The organism is Achromobacter sp. JD417 (assembly GCF_041879325.1).
In the GTDB taxonomy this organism is placed as follows: Bacteria; Pseudomonadota; Gammaproteobacteria; order Burkholderiales; family Burkholderiaceae_B; genus Achromobacter; species Achromobacter mucicolens.
The window spans coordinates 139023-154772 of the sequence record NZ_CP087159.1 but is presented as its reverse complement, the minus strand read 5'-3'; the positions used below and the strand labels follow the sequence as shown (position 1 = coordinate 154772).

The 15750-nt window shown below is 65.1% G+C and carries 13 protein-coding genes; 7 read left to right on the top strand and 6 right to left on the bottom strand.

Annotated features, from left to right (window positions below; genetic code table 11):
- Together LN047_RS00720 and LN047_RS00715 are read right to left on the bottom strand one after the other, a co-directional pair.
- Complete coding sequence (locus LN047_RS00720) at positions 1–1452, bottom strand: YdgA family protein (RefSeq protein ID WP_373980922.1); 1452 nt, start codon at positions 1450–1452, stop codon at positions 1–3.
- A gap of 131 nt (positions 1453–1583) precedes the next feature.
- On the bottom strand, positions 1584–3056 hold the full coding sequence (locus LN047_RS00715) for a YdgA family protein (RefSeq protein WP_373980921.1): 1473 nt from the start codon (positions 3054–3056) through the stop codon (positions 1584–1586).
- Between the two features lie 305 nt (positions 3057–3361).
- Between LN047_RS00715 and LN047_RS00710 the strand changes: the two genes are divergently transcribed.
- From LN047_RS00710 to LN047_RS00695, 4 genes are all read left to right on the top strand, one after another.
- A complete protein-coding gene (locus LN047_RS00710) occupies positions 3362–4897 on the top strand; it encodes a DEAD/DEAH box helicase (RefSeq protein WP_373980920.1) in 1536 nt (511 codons plus the stop codon).
- Between the two features lie 46 nt (positions 4898–4943).
- Positions 4944–5573, top strand: a complete 630-nt coding sequence (locus LN047_RS00705; protein ID WP_056327758.1) for a LysE family translocator — start codon at positions 4944–4946, stop codon at positions 5571–5573.
- A 109-nt stretch (positions 5574–5682) separates the two neighbouring features.
- Positions 5683–7290, top strand: coding sequence for a peptide chain release factor 3 (locus LN047_RS00700; protein WP_056327757.1), 1608 nt, complete (start codon positions 5683–5685; stop codon positions 7288–7290).
- 37 nt (positions 7291–7327) lie between these two features.
- A complete protein-coding gene (locus LN047_RS00695) occupies positions 7328–8002 on the top strand; it encodes a hypothetical protein (protein WP_056327756.1) in 675 nt (224 codons plus the stop codon).
- Positions 8003–8095: 93 nt separating this feature from the next.
- Here LN047_RS00695 and bfr read toward each other — a convergent pair whose 3' ends face one another.
- A complete protein-coding gene (gene bfr / locus LN047_RS00690; protein WP_056327755.1) occupies positions 8096–8572 on the bottom strand; it encodes a bacterioferritin in 477 nt (158 codons plus the stop codon).
- A 393-nt stretch (positions 8573–8965) separates the two neighbouring features.
- Positions 8966–9877, bottom strand: coding sequence for a DMT family transporter (locus tag LN047_RS00685; protein WP_056327754.1), 912 nt, complete (start codon positions 9875–9877; stop codon positions 8966–8968).
- 132 nt (positions 9878–10009) lie between these two features.
- On the opposite strand from LN047_RS00685, the gene LN047_RS00680 reads away from it, so the two are divergent.
- Complete coding sequence (locus LN047_RS00680) at positions 10010–10873, top strand: LysR substrate-binding domain-containing protein (protein ID WP_373980919.1); 864 nt, start codon at positions 10010–10012, stop codon at positions 10871–10873.
- A 29-nt stretch (positions 10874–10902) separates the two neighbouring features.
- Here LN047_RS00680 and LN047_RS00675 read toward each other — a convergent pair whose 3' ends face one another.
- Positions 10903–11181, bottom strand: a complete 279-nt coding sequence (locus tag LN047_RS00675) for a bacterioferritin-associated ferredoxin (protein ID WP_056327752.1) — start codon at positions 11179–11181, stop codon at positions 10903–10905.
- A gap of 121 nt (positions 11182–11302) precedes the next feature.
- Positions 11303–12748 carry an RNA polymerase factor sigma-54 gene (gene rpoN / locus LN047_RS00670; RefSeq protein ID WP_373980918.1) on the bottom strand — a complete coding sequence of 482 codons (1446 nt, stop codon included), beginning with the start codon at positions 12746–12748 and terminating at the stop codon, positions 11303–11305.
- On the opposite strand from rpoN, the gene LN047_RS00665 reads away from it, so the two are divergent.
- Both LN047_RS00665 and leuA read left to right on the top strand, forming a co-directional pair.
- Complete coding sequence (locus LN047_RS00665; protein WP_373980917.1) at positions 12747–13424, top strand: hypothetical protein; 678 nt, start codon at positions 12747–12749, stop codon at positions 13422–13424. The genes rpoN and LN047_RS00665 overlap by 2 nt on opposite strands.
- A 518-nt stretch (positions 13425–13942) precedes the next feature.
- Positions 13943–15652 carry a 2-isopropylmalate synthase gene (leuA, locus tag LN047_RS00660; RefSeq protein ID WP_062840150.1) on the top strand — a complete coding sequence of 570 codons (1710 nt, stop codon included), beginning with the start codon at positions 13943–13945 and terminating at the stop codon, positions 15650–15652.
- Positions 15653–15750 lie beyond the last annotated feature (98 nt).

Below are 15750 nucleotides of genomic sequence, written 5' to 3'. Positions count from 1 at the left end.
TCAGGGCGCCGGTGCGGCGCCCTGCGAGTTGCGCATGAACATCTGGCCCAGGAACATTTCGATGGGTATGCGCTTTCCGTTGATGTCGACTTGACCATCGCGGTAGTCGGCCTCGAACTGGATCACGCCGTCCTCGATACGGGCCCAGGACGTTGCCGCGACCAGGCCGCGCACGCCTGCGGCTTCCCGCTCGGCCGCCGACCGGGCCGCCTCACGCGTCGCGCCCTTCAATTCCGCCCGCGCCGCGATCACATCGGCCATGTTCTCCGGCGACAGCTTCAGCCGCACGCTCACGTTGCGCACGACTTCCTTGATGATGGCGATAGGGTCTCGCTTCCAGAATGACGGCGCGTCCAGGCCGATATCCAGGCTGAGCGTCGACGTGCCACGCGCCGTGTCGACCTGCAGCGTCGACAGCGTGAAGCTGGGGCGGGCCAGAAGAAACTTCAACATATGAGACGCGGCAAGCATTCCGTCGCCCGAAAGCGGATCGGCCTTTTGCGCGTGCAACGGCGAGCTTGCGGTGGCGTCCTGAAACGCCTTCAGCGACGCAATATCCAAGTCCTTGCCGCTCGCCGCCATCTGCAGCTTGGCCACATGCAGGTGGCGCACGCTGATGCTGCCGACATCGAGCGTCATCTTGCCGGTCATGCGCTCGGGGGTTCCGTCCGAACCCAGCGTCAGCGCAATGTCCTTCAGGCCCAATGGCAGCTTGTCCAGATCGGAAGCCCATTGCTTCACCGTCAGCGTCGTGCTGCTTGCGGTGGACTCGGGTGCGCCCGTCAATTCATGCGATAACGCCAGATCATCGAGGGTCAGCGTGTAAGGGTTGCCCTTGATCACTTCAGTCAGCGAGGCCTTGCCGATGGCCAATGACACCGCGTCGCGCGTGCCGTCACCGGCATGTTCGACCTGCGCCTGCAAACCCGAGAAGTCGAACGTGATCGGAGCGTCGGCATACTTGACGGGCGCCAGCGCCAGATCGCCGGAAAAGTCGCGGTCATACGCGACTAGAAAGTTCGCCGTCACCGGCGCCGATCCGCCCGCGGCCGCGAACCAGGCGGCCGCATCGGGCGTCTGCGTCATGTGCAGCCGGCCCGCCGCCATCACGGGCGCGATGTCGCCTGACGCCAGCCGAGAGGCGGGAAACGGACCGTGTTCGATGTTGCTCGTGAACGCAAACGCCTTCTCGGCGGGTTTGCGGCCAGACTGCACGGTGACCTTCGCACCGAACCGCGCTTCGGAAGAAAACACGCCGCGTTCGAACGACAGCAGTTCCAGCGTCACGGGCACGCCCACCTTCGCACCCAGGCGCTGCGCCTGCGCATTCAACGCCTGCACGTCCTGCGCCAGCCGGGATTCGATCTCTTTGCCGGTGTACCACGCGGTGCCGACCCACGCCGCGGCCACCACCGCCACCAACGCGCCACCCGCCACGATCCGCTTGTTCATGTTGCCCCTGTCCGTTTGTGAAACCTCGCCATTACCGCGATCGGTCGCGTCAAAGAAAAACGGGCTGTCGCAAGACAGCCCGTGTCAGGCGCGCCCAGACGATTGCGGCGCGCCATTCGTGTTGCGGCAGCTTAGCGCATGCCGCCCATCACGCCGCCCATCGCCATCATCAGGAACTGCTGCAGCGGCATCTTCTTGCCGTTGAAGTCCACCTGGCCGTCGGCGTAGTTCAGGTAGGTGACGATGTTGTTGTTCTCGACCTTGCCCAGACCCATCGCGGTGGCCATGGTGCCGACCATTTCCACCTGGCCCTTGGCGGTCTGCGCGGCCTGTTCGGGGGCCACGCCGCGCATTTGCGGTTCGATGGCCATCAGGTCCGCCAGGTTGCCCTTGGACAGCACCAGCTTGGCATCCAGCTTCTTCAGGGCCTGCAACGCCATGTCGGAGGCCTCGCCTTCCAGGGCGGCCGGCTTGACCAGCGCCAGGTTCAGGTTGAAGGTCGACGTGCCGTTGGCGGTGCGCACTTCCAGCGGGGACACGGCCAGCGTCGGGTTGCCGGCCAAGAGCTGCTCGAAGTTGGTCTTGAGCACGGCCTTTTCTTCTTCCGTGAACTGCGGCGTCTGCTCTTCGCCCTGGCTTTGGAGCATGCGGCGCGAGGCGGCTTCATAGACGTCGTTCAGCGACTTCAGCGCCTTGGAGTCCAGGTTCTGCGCGTCGACGACCAGCTTCATGCCGGCCACGTCCTTGGCCTGCACGTTGATCATGCCGAAGTCCACGGCCATCTTGGCGCCCATGGCCGGTCCGTTCTCGGTCATGTCCACGGCGATGGACGTGTCCTTGAACTGGACGGGCGGCTTTTCGCGGGACGTGATCGTCCAGTCCTTGAACGTCAGCTTCTGGCTGCCGACGTACATCTCGTTGGCAGCCGGCTTCAGGTCGCTGGTCAGGCTGATGCCCTTGACCGCCATGGCGGTGATGTCGCTGTTTTCGGACGGGCCCGAGAGCTCCAGGCTGTCGGCCGCCACGTCGAAGACGCCGCGCTTGGTGGAGGTGGCGTATTCAAAGTCGCCCTTCATGCCCGAGAAGACGAGCTTGGTGGCGTCCTTGGCGACTTCGACCGGTGGCATGTTGAACTTGCCGGAAATGTCCTTGCCGTAGCTGACGCTGTAGTGGCCCGAGAGCGGCACGGCGCCCTTGGCGGCGGCGAACCAGTCCTTGACCGTGTCCGTCTCTTCCAGCGCGAAATCGCTGGCCACCATGGCCGGCATGAACTTGCCCGACTTCAGGTTGGAGAACGGCAGGGGACCGTGGCTCAGGTGTTCGACGAACACCACGTCGCGCTCTTGCGCGGGCTTGCCGTCAGCGGCGGGCGTGGTGAACTTGATGCGGTAGCGCGACACAGAGGTGAAGACGCCGCGGTCGAACGAGACCAGTTCGGCGGCGGCGTTGATGCCCCATTTGTCGGCGACCTTCTTGAGCTCGACGTTCGAGTCCTCGATGGCCTGCTTGACGAATTCCTCGGCCTTTTGGCCCGTGTACCAGGCCGTGCCGGTCCAGACCGCGCCCAGCGCGACGACGATGCCAACTATTGCCGATTTCTTCATTGCATCCCTTTTATTTTGAATAGATGAAAGCCGACGGATTATAGGGAGGGCCGACTAGGGAAAACACTTATTTTGTTCGAAGTTAATACAAAATATTGCTGTTTGATTCTATAGCGACCTATTGCCCGCTTGCTGCGCCGCCACATCAGCTACAATCCGCTTCGTGCGCCAAGCCAATCTGCGCACGTCCGCTAGGCCCTTCGCTGCCAAGCTTCGCCCCTGATGGGCGCTTCCCTTTTCTCCTTATACCGACCGCCTGGATTGGAGTCTCTCAAATAGAGCGACAGGCTGCCGCTGGAGCTGTTTTGACTACCACTTCCCCTTTCGCCGACCTCGGGCTGGCTGATTCGCTGTTGCGCGCCATTGCCGATACCGGCTACACCGCGCCCACGCCCATTCAAGCCCAGGCCATTCCCCAAGTGCTGAAAGGCGGCGACCTGCTTGCAGCCGCCCAGACCGGCACCGGCAAGACCGCCGGTTTCACGCTGCCGATCCTGCACCTGTTGTCGCAGAAAAAGCCCGAGGCTCGCAAGCCCGGCCGCCCCCGTTGCCTGATCCTGACCCCGACGCGTGAACTGACCGCGCAGGTGGCCGAATCGGTGCAGACCTATGGCAAGTACACCTCGCTGACGTCCATGGTGATGTTCGGCGGCGTCAATATCAACCCCCAGATCTCCGCGCTGCGCAAGCCGCTGGACATCCTGGTCGCCACCCCGGGCCGCCTCTTGGACCACTGCGGCCAGAAGACGGTGGACCTGTCGGGCGTGGAAATCCTGGTGCTGGACGAAGCCGACCGCATGCTGGACATGGGCTTCATCCGCGACATCCGCAAGATTCTCGCCCTGCTGCCCAAGCAGCGCCAGAACCTGCTCTTCTCGGCGACGTTCTCCGACGAGATCCGTACCCTCGCGCGCGGCGTGCTGAACAATCCGGGCGAAGTCTCGGTCACCCCGCGCAACACCGCCACCGAACTCGTCACGCAGACCGTGCACATGGTCGAGCAGCACCACAAGCGCGACCTGATCAGCCACATCATCCGTGAAAGCGGCTGGCACCAGGTGCTGGTCTTCACGCGCACCAAGCACGGCGCCAACCGTCTGGCCGAAAAGCTCGTCAAGGACGGCCTGACCGCCGCGGCCATCCACGGCAACAAGAGCCAGTCGGCCCGCACCCGCGCGCTGGCCGGCTTCAAGGACAGCACCGTGACCGTGCTGGTCGCCACCGACATCGCCGCCCGTGGCCTGGACATCGACCAGTTGCCCCAGGTCGTGAACTTCGAACTTCCCAACGTGCCGGAAGACTACGTCCACCGCATCGGCCGCACGGGCCGCGCGGGCGCCACCGGCGCCGCGGTCTCGCTGGTCGACAACAGCGAGATCAAGCTGCTCAAGGACATCGAGCGCCTGATCAAGAAGACCATCGAGCGCAAGCCGGTGGAAGGCTGGACGCCTCCGGCCACCAGCGCGGCGTCGTTCGAGCGCCAGGAGCGTGACGAAGACACGCGCAACATGCGCGGCGGCCCTCGCAATGGCGGCCGTGGCGGCAACGGCGGCTCGGGTCGCTCGCGTCCCGCCCAGGGCCAGCCGCGCGCGGCGGCAGGCGGCCGTGCGCCCGCGCCGGCCCGCACCGGTGAAGGCCGTGGCAATGCCGGTTCGCGCGACGGCAAGCCCGCCGACCGTCCGGCTCACGCCGGCCGCGCCGAGGGCCGTCCCCAGCAGAACCGCCGTCCTGAAGGTTCGTCGCGCCCGGCAGGCAATGCGCCCGCCGGCCGCCCGGCCGAAGGCCGCTCGGGCCAAGGCCGTCCGGGCGGTGCGCCCCGCGCCGCGCTGCTGAGCAAGTAATATCACTGGCAACCCCCGACACTGCGACCCACGGACCCGCGCCATCATGCCTTTATCCACCTGGTTGACGTTCTTCCTGGCCTCCTGGGCCATTTCGTTCTCACCGGGCGCAGGCGCGATCTCGGCCATGTCGTCGGGCCTGAAATACGGCTTTGCGCGCGGCTACTGGAACACGGCAGGCCTGATCCTGGGCATCCTGTTCCAGTTCGTCGTGGTGGCCGTGGGCCTGGGCGCCGTGCTGGCCACCTCGGAAATGGCGTTCAACGTCGTCAAGTACCTGGGGGTGGCCTACTTGATCTACCTCGGCGTGCGCCAGATCCGCACGGATGCCGCACCCGTTGCGGTGGACGCGGGCGATCCCCGCAAGGCGTCCATCCGCGATCTGGTGATGCGCGGTTTCCTGATCAACACCATGAACCCCAAGGGCACCGTGTTCCTGTTGGCCGTGGTGCCGCAATTCGTGGACCCCGCGCTCTCCTTGACGCCGCAGTACGCGGCGCTTGCGGCAACGCTGGCGTTCACCGACCTGGTGGCGATGGGCGTGTATACGCTGCTGGCGGCGCGCGTGTTGCGCCTCTTGCGCGATGCCAAGCACATCCGCTGGATGAACCGGACCTTCGGGTCGCTGTTTATCCTGGCGGGCGTGTTCCTGGCGACCTTCCGCCGCCACAACTGAATCAAAAAGCGTGGGGCACGTGCCGGTAACGGCGCGTGCCCCACATGTTTTCGTGCACGACACCGGACCGCGCCGGCCTGATTGACGGCGCCAAGCAGAAACCTCCGATATGAGCATTTCCAACGAAGTCGCACGGCGCCGTACGTTCGCCATCATTTCCCACCCTGACGCGGGCAAGACCACGCTGACGGAAAAGCTGCTGCTGTTCGCAGGCGCGATCCAGATCGCCGGCAGCGTCAAGGCGCGCAAGGCGTCGCGCCATGCCTCGTCCGACTGGATGGAAATCGAAAAGCAGCGCGGCATTTCCGTGGCGTCCTCGGTGATGCAGATGGAATACCGCGACTGCGTCATCAACCTGCTCGACACCCCGGGCCACCAGGACTTCTCCGAAGACACCTATCGTGTGCTGACGGCGGTGGACGCCGCGCTGATGGTGATCGACGCGGCCAACGGCGTCGAGCCGCAGACCATCCGCCTCCTGCAGGTCTGCCGCGCGCGCAACACGCCGATCATCACGTTCATCAACAAGATGGACCGCGAAGTGCGCGAGCCCCTGGAACTGCTGTCGGAAATCGAAGGGCACCTGGGCATGGACGCCGTGCCGTTCTCGTGGCCGGTGGGCATGGGCAAGTCGTTCGGCGGGGTGTTCGACATCCGCCGCGACCGCATGCGCGTGTTCCGTCCTGGCCAGGAGCGCCGCTCCGACAACGACGACTTCATCGAAGGTCTGACCAACCCCGAGATCGCCAAGCGCTTTGGCGGGGCGTTCGACCAGGCCAGCGGCGAGATCGAGCTCATCAACGAAGCAGCGCCGGCGTTTGACCGCGACCAGTTCCTGGCCGGCAAGCAGACGCCCGTGTTCTTCGGTTCCGCCATCAACAACTTCGGCGTGCAGGAAGTGCTGGACGCCCTGGTCGACCAGGCGCCGCCCCCGGGCCCGCGCACGGCCCTGCAACGCGAAGTGCAGCCCGAAGAGCCCAAGTTCACCGGCGTCGTCTTCAAGGTTCAGGCCAACATGGACCCGGCGCACCGCGACCGCGTTGCCTTCGTGCGCGTGAGCTCCGGCCGCTTTGAACGCGGCATGCGCCTGAAGGTGGCGCGCACCAACAAGGAAATGCGCCCGAACAACGTGGTGTCGTTCCTGTCGCAGCGCCGCGAACTCCTGGACGAGGCCTATGCCGGCGACGTCATCGGCATCCCCAACCACGGCGTGCTGCAACTGGGCGACGTGCTGACCGAAGGCGAGACCCTGCAGTTCACCGGGCTGCCGTTCTTCGCCCCGGAACTGTTCCAGGCGGTCGAAGTGAAAGACCCGCTGCGCACGAAGCAGCTGCGCACCGGCCTCACCCAATTGGGCGAGGAAGGCGCCATTCAGGTGTTCCGTCCCGATGTCGCCGGCGGCTCGCTGCTCTTGGGCGCGGTCGGCCAACTGCAGTTCGAAGTGGTCGCGCACCGCCTGAAGACCGAGTATGGCGTCGATGCCCGGATGCTGCCGTCGCGCTACACAATGGCACGTTGGATTACGTCTGAAAACCCCAAGGCGCTGCGCAAGTTCATGGATGCCAATGCCGCCCATATCGCCTATGATGTGGTCGATGCTGCGGCGTTTTTGATCGGTTCTCCCGCGCAGTTGCGCGTCGCCGAGGAACTGTATCCCGATGTGAAATTCCATGCCATGCGGGAGCACGGCGGCAAGGTTTTCGGAGACAAAGCGTAGACCCGTTCGGGTTCCGCACGGCAGATTGAGGGTAGCAATGTCTTGGCGTTTTTTGATCGCAACGCTCCTGATCGCGCTCGGCGCGTCGGCTTGGGGCGGTATTCAACTGGGTGACTGGCTGGTGGCGCACGCGCCCGCGGCCGCGCCCGCTCCTGGGCAGGACGCCGCCGCGTCCCAACAGCCCGTGCTGGACGCCAATGGCCGTCCGTACGTGGCGCAGCCGCCGCAACCGCGCATCGATGGCACGCTGGGCGTGCCGGACAAGCCGGCCGACCGCGAATGGCAGGTCAATACCGTGTCGCTGTTCGACACGGTCAGCGACCCGGCCGTCCAGATCTCGCGCGAACGCATCAGCCCCGAACAGGCGCGCGAAATCGCTGCCTCGTCGCACGTGCCGCTGCCCTCGGGGACGTCGGACGTCAGCACCATGGACCTGCTGGTTCCCGGCACGTCGACCGCCATCAATGGCGGCGTGGCCGCTGGCGGCAGCTACGGCACGCCGCAAATGGTGCAGGCGCCCCCGCCGCCGCCCAACACGGCGCCGGCCCCCGGCGCCCAGGGCTGGCAAGATGCGCTGCGGCGCGAACTGGCCCAATGCGCCACGCAAGGCTTCTTCGAGCGTCCCTCGTGTTCCTGGAACGCGCGCAACAAGTACTGCGCGCCTAACCGCGCCTGGGGCACGATGGCCGAATGCCCGGCCCGCCCGCAGTAAGGTCTCTGCAGCGGCATATCAGCCTGCCTGCACAGCTTTCCGGCATGAAAAATGGCGCCCCGCGGGGCGCCATTTCCTTTGCAGCCAAGCGCCTTATTCGGGCACGGACATCTGGCTTTGCAGGTAGTTCTGGATGCCGACCTTGTCGATCAGGTCGATCTGGGTTTCCAGGTAGTCGATGTGCTCTTCGGTGTCGTCCAGGATGTCCTGGAACAGATCACGCGACACGTAGTCCCGCACCGATTCGCAATACGCAATGGCTTCCTTGACGGTTGCCTGGGCAGCCGTCTCGAGCTTCAGGTCACAGGCCAGCAGTTCCGGCACGTCTTCACCGATCAGCAGCTTGTGCAGGTCTTGCAGATTGGGCAGGCCGTCCAGCATGAAGATGCGGGCGATCAGACGATCGGCATGCTTCATTTCGCCGATCGATTCTTCGTACTCGTGCTTGCCCAGCTTGTCGAAGCCCCAATGGTTCAGCATGCGGGCATGCAGGAAGTATTGGTTGATGGCCGTCAGCTCATTGGTCAGTTGCTTGTTGAGAAACTGGATGACGGTTTTGTCGCCTTTCATGATGGACTCCTTGCAGTCAGGCGCGACGCGAGCGCATCGCGACAAAGGAGCGCACGATGCCGCGCGTACGCAACCCGTGCAGACTACCATTCGGCGCCGGGCCGCGACTAGCCTTGCGCTGCATTTGGTAAACGGCTTTAGGAGCGCAACAAGAAAGCGACAGGCTAATGAGAATGAGTATGCGTGCGTGAGGCCTTGCACGCTCGGGGACGGATTGGCGCGGCTTTGCGATGCGCGTCACGCCGAATCGGGCGCGCACATGCCGGGCCTTTGTGCGCCGGATGCGCATTGATGGTGCCCGATCCTGCCCTGCCAGCGCAATGCGCGCGCTCGTTGCATATCAGCAACCGCAGCGGGCCGTATTGACCGCCCTCAATATTGGCCGCTCTCAACTTATGCGGTGCGCCGCGTCGCGAGCCAGATGCCGAACGCGATGGGAACGATGCCCAGCAGGTCCAGCCACGAAACGGGCTCGCGCAGCACCACCCATCCGAAGAGCAGGCCCAATGGCGGCATCAGGAAATGCAGCGCGCTCGCCGACGTGGCGCTGGCGCGGCCCAGGATCATGAACCACAGGTAATAGCCGCCCATCGACACCGCCACGATCATGTAGGCCATGCTCCAGATCAGGCTCGTGGTCAGGCGCGCATCGCCCAGGCTCTCGGTGGCCAGCGCAAATGGCAGCAGCGCGGCGGCGCCGGCCAGCGACTGAATGCCGGTCGACGTCCACAGACCGGAAGTGGGCTTGAGCCGCTTGTAGAGCAGCGTGCCGGCAACCAGCGCCACCAGGCCACCCGTGACGAGCAGCGTCCCGTGCAGGTCTTCCTGCATGCCGGTCAAACGCGACCGCAACACCAGCGCGACGCCCGCCAGGCCCAGGCACAGCCCGAGCATTTTGCGCCAGCTCAGCCGCTCGCCCAGCATTGGCCCGGCCAGCACGCCGATGAGCAGCGGATTCGTGCTGATGAGCACGGCCGTGAACGCGGACGATACCGTGGTCATCCCCGACCAGCTCAGGCCCAGATACAGCGCGTTGTTGAGCACCCCCAGCAGGACCAGCGCCGCCAGGTCGCGGCCGGAAGGCAGCTTCCACCGACCGCTGGCCGCTGCCAGTCCCAGCATCAGCGCGCCCGCAATCAGGAAACGGATCGTCAGCAGCGTGAGCGGCGGACAATCGCGCACCGCGATCTTCGCGGCGGCAAAGGCCGAACTCCACAGAAAGCAGAACGCGGCGATCGGCGCCAGACTGATGCCAGGGCGGTCGTTCGCGGGCAAGGCGCAAGCAGGGGTGGAGAGAGCCTTCATGGCGGGTCCGGCAATGTGGGACTGCGGCCGCGGTGGCGGCGGGATGCAGGCATTCTCCTCGCGGCCCCATCCATTGACAAACTCTTTATTCGGATCGAAAGTATTTGAAATTCAAATGGCTGGGGGGCGCCCATGCTTGATCTCGATCTTTTGCACAGCTTTGTGTCGGTGGTGGATGCCGGCGGCTTCACAGCCGCCGGCGAACGCGTGCACCGCAGCCAGTCCACCGTCAGCCAGCAGATCCGCAAGCTTGAAGACACGCTGGAATGCCCGCTGTTTCTGCGCGAGGGCCGCCAGGTCCAGCTAACCGAAGAAGGCGAACGCCTGTTGGGTTACGCGCGCCGGATGCTGGCGTTATCCACCGAGGTCCGCGAAGCCGTCAGCGGCCGCAAGCGCGTGGACGTGATCCGCCTGGGCATTCCGGACGATTTTGCGGTCGACGCCCTGACGGCTGTCGTCGCCCAATTCGCGCGGACACGACCGGGCGTGCAGTTGTCGGTGCGTTGCGATCTGACCGCCGTCCTGACCCGAAGCCTGGAGCGCGGGGATCTGGACGTGGCGTTGCTCAAGCGTGAGCCCGGCGCGGGCGCGGCGTTGGCGGCATGGCCGGAACGGCTGCACTGGATCGGTAGCGATTCGGTGCAGCCTGCCCTGGGCGCGGAGGCGCCGGTGCCCCTGGTCGCCTTTCCGCAGGGCTGCATCTACCGCAACCGTGCGATCCACGCGCTGGAATCGGCCGGGCGGCGTTGGCGCATCGCCTATGAAAGCCCGAACCTGTCGGGGGTGCAGGCCGCTCTGGCCGGCGGCCTGGGCATCGCGCTGCTGGAACGCCGCTGCATCGGCGCCGGCCACCGGATCCTGGACGTGGGCCTGCCCGCGGTGCCGCCTTCGGAATTGGCGTTATGCGTGGCCGGCCCCGCACGTGAACCCGCGCGTCAGCTGGCGATGGATATCAGGGATTTTTGCGAGAAGGAAATGACGCGGCTCGCCGCATGAAGGCAGCGAGCCGGTAAAGACACCAATGCTCAGGCGATGGCGACCAGCGGAATCGGGAAGCTGCTGTTGGCAGCCGGCGTGTCCGATTCGACAAGGGCGGGAGCATTGACCGGAACCGCGATGGAGCGCACGTCGCACACGCTGGAGCAGCGGCCGCCCGGCAGGTATTCGGCGGCGGTTGCCGCGCAGCAGCCGCAGCACGTGGCCACGCCCAGCTCGAACTGCAGGTCGGAAAGCGTCGTCGCGCCGGCGTCCACGCTGGCGCGGACTTGGCGTTCGGTGATGGCATTACATACGCAAATGTACATGCGAATGATTATCGAAAAATATTCATGCCCTGACAAGCCCTTCGCGCAAATAAATTTGCAACCGAACTGTCACGCAAGCCGTTGAAAACAGGGACGAATTTGCCGAAGCACGTCCCTTATTTCAGCGTGCGGAGGCTTGCGCCTTGCGCAGCGCGGCGGGGGCAATCCGCAGCGCTTCGCGGTACTTTGCCACCGTCCGGCGCGCAATCACTATCCCCTGATCGGCCAGTTTTTGCATAATCTGGCTATCCGACAACGGCTTGGCGCGGTTCTCGTCGGCCACCATCTGGCGGATGTAGGTCTGCACCGCGGTGGCCGACGTGGCGTCGCCGCCTTCTGTCGACACGCCCGTTCCAAAGAAGCGCTTGAGCTCCAGCGTGCCGAACGGAGTGAGCATGTACTTCTGTGTTGTGGCCCGCGAAATGGTCGATTCATGCAAACCAAGCTCGCCGGCGATGTCCTTCAGGATAAGCGGACGCATCGCCGCCGGCCCCTGGCTGAAGAAAGCCGTCTGACGCTCGACGATGGCCTGCGACACGCGCAGGATCGTGTCAAAGCGCTGCTCCACGTTGCGGATCATCCATTTGGCCTGCTGCAGCTGGGCCTGCAGGCCGGCGTGGGCGGATTCCTTCTGGTTGCCCAGCATCTGGGCGTACAGCCCATTGATCTGCAGCCGTGGCACCGCGGCGCTATTCAGCGTGGCCTGCCAGCCGCGCCGCGTCTTGCGGACGATGACGTCCGGCACTGCGTACTCGGCCGCCGGCACGGTCCAGGCCCGGCCCGGCCGGGGTTCCAGGCGCAGGATCAGCGAATGCGCCGCGCGGAACGTGGTCTCGTCGCAGCCGACCGCCGCACACAGGCGCGCGGCGTTGCCGGTTGCCAACAGCGGCAGGTGCTCGGCGCAGATCCGGCGCGCACAGGCAAGCACGACGGGGTCAGCCGCCTCCGGCAGCAAGGTGAGATCGGGATTGCGCAGTTGCAGTTGCAGGCATTCAGCCATGTCGCGCGCGCCGATGCCCACCGGGTCGAACGATTGCAGAAGCGACAGGGCGGCGCGCAGCTCGTCCATGTCGGGCTCCATTTCGGCAGGGAGCCAACCCAGGATTTCGTCCAGCGGCGAACCCAGGTAGCCGTTTTCGTCCAGTTCGTCGATCAGCAGGGACGCCAGCGCGGCATCGCGCGGCGCGGCGCGCGTCAGGGCAAGCTGACCCAGCAGATGTTCGCGCAGCGTGTCCGGCCGCGCCGCCTCGGGCAGGCTGGCGTCGTCGTCGGGATACACCCCGCCCGATCCAGGCATCTCGTCGACGGCGGTCTCGCGCTCGGCCGCCGGTTCGTCGTCCTGAACCGAAGATTCGCGCTCGGATTCGGCGCGATCCTCCGCCGTCGCCGGCTCGTCCTCGCGATCCAGCAGGGGATTCTCGGCCAGCACTTGCGAGATTTCCGCTTCAAGGTCGAGCGTGGACAACTGCAACAATCGGATCGATTGCTGAAGTTGTGGGGTCAGCGTCAGGTGCTGGCCAGGCCGCAGTTCTAAAATTGGACGGGTCATAGGTACAATATTTTGCATGATGAATCTGACTTCGCCCGCAAGCGTTCGCCAGGACTGCCGATTGATCGGTCAGACCCTGCTCAAACTGGCGCTTCCCCGACTCGTTCTGCGCGCGATCGTCATCGCCGTCGCCCTGGTTGTCTGGTATCTCGTCGCCACGTGGATACTGGATTTCGGCAAGCGCATGAACTATGACTTTCTGCACACGCTGGGCCAGCCGACCATGGACATGGCGCAGCGGATCAACCCCTATCTCTGGTGGGTGGTTGCCGGCATCTGGACGCTGATCGTCTTCTTCTCGGTGCGCGCGTGGTTCTACGCCAGCCTGGCTTCCGGCGCCGCAACGCCTGTCGGCACGGACACGCTGGCCGAACTGGCGCCGAACCTGTCCGAGGAATCGCTGGGCGTGCTGCGCTGGACGTGGGGCGACCGCCAGGAACCCTTCACCGTCGGCGACCTGCGCCGCTCGCTGTCCGAGCTGCGCCACAACCGCGTCGGCAAGATCGACATGGTGGTCGAGCAGGCCCGGATTCTTGAAGGCGGCGCCAACCGGCCGACCCGCGATCCTCGGGATGACGGCCGCCGCAGTGACGACCGACGCGTTGACGACCGCCGCATTGACCCCCGCGTGGACGGTCCGCGCGAACCGCGTGGCGATCGTTATGTCGAACCCCGCATCGGCCCTGCCCGTTAATTTCACTTATCCAAATCCGACTCAAGGCCGCCGCAAGGCGGCCTTGCTGTTTGCGCCGCCAATCCCCGCCAACGTCCCCGATCGACCGAGAAAACAGCCACAAGCTCCCGGATCAAGCGGCCTTACCGAGCTGCCTGCGATCCCGCGCAAACGCCCGCACCGCGATCCGTCCCTCGCTTTTTCCGTTTGCGCTTCCCGAAAAAGTGTGTTTGACTAGCACCCTATGGCCGCTCACCGCACCCCCTTCGCGATTGCCTCCGGACGCTCCGCCGCTCCGGTCGCCGGCCTGCGCGCTCGTACCTCCTTCATCGCGCTATCGCTATTGCTACCGATCGGTTGCCGGGCCTAGTGTCCCCGTGGTAGCTCGGCAGCCACGCTTGCCACACGCGATTTTCCCCTTTTATCTCTGAATCCTGCCGTCCATCACGGCAAACCCTGGCACAAGACCGTCATCCGGTCGCGATGCCGACGAGCGCCAAGCGCGCCGGGATTCACAAGAAACCGATCGAGGTGTAGTGATGATGCTTGCCAACCCCGCCACCAAATACGTCCCCTTCGCGCCCTTTGCCCGCGATTTTTCCGAACGCACCTGGCCCAGCCGCCGCATCACCAAGGCGCCGATCTGGATGAGCACGGACCTGCGCGACGGCAATCAGGCGCTGATCGAGCCGATGAGCGTGGAACGCAAGGTCCGCTTCTTCGAGCAGCTCGTGAAGATCGGCTTCAAGGAAATCGAAGTGGGCTTTCCGTCCGCGTCGCAGACCGACTTCGATTTCGTGCGCAAGCTCATCGACGAAAAGCGCATCCCTGACGACGTGACCATCATCGTGCTGACCCAGTCGCGCGAAGACCTGATCAGCCGCACCGTCGAAGCCGCCGCCGGCGCCAAGCAGGCCATCGTCCACATGTACAACGCCTGCGCGCCTGCCTTCCGCAAGGTGGTGTTCAACATGTCCAAGGACGAGATCAAGAACATCGCCACGACCGGCACGCGCCTCATCAAGCAGTACACGTCGCAACGCCCCGAAACGAAGTGGGGCTACGAGTACTCGCCCGAGGTCTTCAGCACGACCGAACCCGAATTCGCGCTGGAAGTGTCCAACGCCGTGGCCGACGTCTGGCAGCCCACGCCCGACGCCAAGATGGTGCTGAACCTGCCCGCCACGATCGAAGCCACCACGCCCAACCTGTACGCCGACCAGATCGAATGGATGCACAAGAACCTGGCCCGCCGCGACAGCATCGTGCTCAGCGTCCACCCGCACAATGACCGTGGCACCGCTGTTGCCGCCGCCGAATTTGCGGTGATGGCCGGCGCCGACCGCATCGAGGGTTGCCTCTTTGGCAGCGGCGAGCGCACCGGCAACGTCGACCTCGTCACGCTGGCCCTGAACCTCTACACGCAAGGCGTGCATCCCGGCCTGGACTTCTCGGACATCGACGAAGTGCGCCGCTGCGCCGAATACTGCAACCAGTTGCCCGTCCATCCGCGCCATCCGTACGCCGGCGACCTCGTCTTTACCGCATTCTCGGGCTCGCACCAGGACGCCATCAAGAAGGGCTTTGCGTTGCAGAAGCCGGACGCGGTCTGGGAAGTGCCTTACTTGCCGATCGACCCCGCCGACCTCGGCCGCAGCTACGACGCCGTGATCCGCGTGAACAGCCAGTCGGGCAAGGGCGGCGTGTCGTACCTGCTCGAGCAGGAACATGGCCTGGTGTTGCCGCGCCGCCTGCAGATCGAATTCAGCCGCGCCATCCAGCGCGTCACGGACGAGACCGGCCGCGAAGTCACCGCCGACGACGTGCACACGATCTTCAACCGCGAGTACCTTGAGCAAAAGGCGCCGTGGAAGCTGATCCGCCATCGCATCGACGGCGATCCGTCGGCCGGCGAAGGCCAGCACTTCAGCATCGAAGCCGAACTTGAATTCAACGGCGAACGCCGTGTGGTGCGCGGCAAGGGCGACGGCGCGATTTCCGCCTTCGTGGCCGCGCTGGACGTGCCGGTTCGCATCATGGACTACCACGAGCACGCCATCGGCACCGGCACCGGCACGCGCGCCGCTTCCTACGTCGAGCTGCGCGTCGGCGAATCCGCCACGGGCTTTGGCGTGGGCATCGACCGCGACATCGTGACGGCGTCGTTCCAGGCCGTGCTGAGCGCCGTGAACCGCCACATCAATTCGGGCGCCGTCACCGCCGAACAGGAAACCGCCGAAGCCGTGTGATCCACGACCAGGCCTGAAGCCCCCGACAACGGGGCACAAAATGAAGCCCGCCTTATCCGGCGGGCTTTTTCATTGCGTGTGATTCGTCTTTGAAGGGC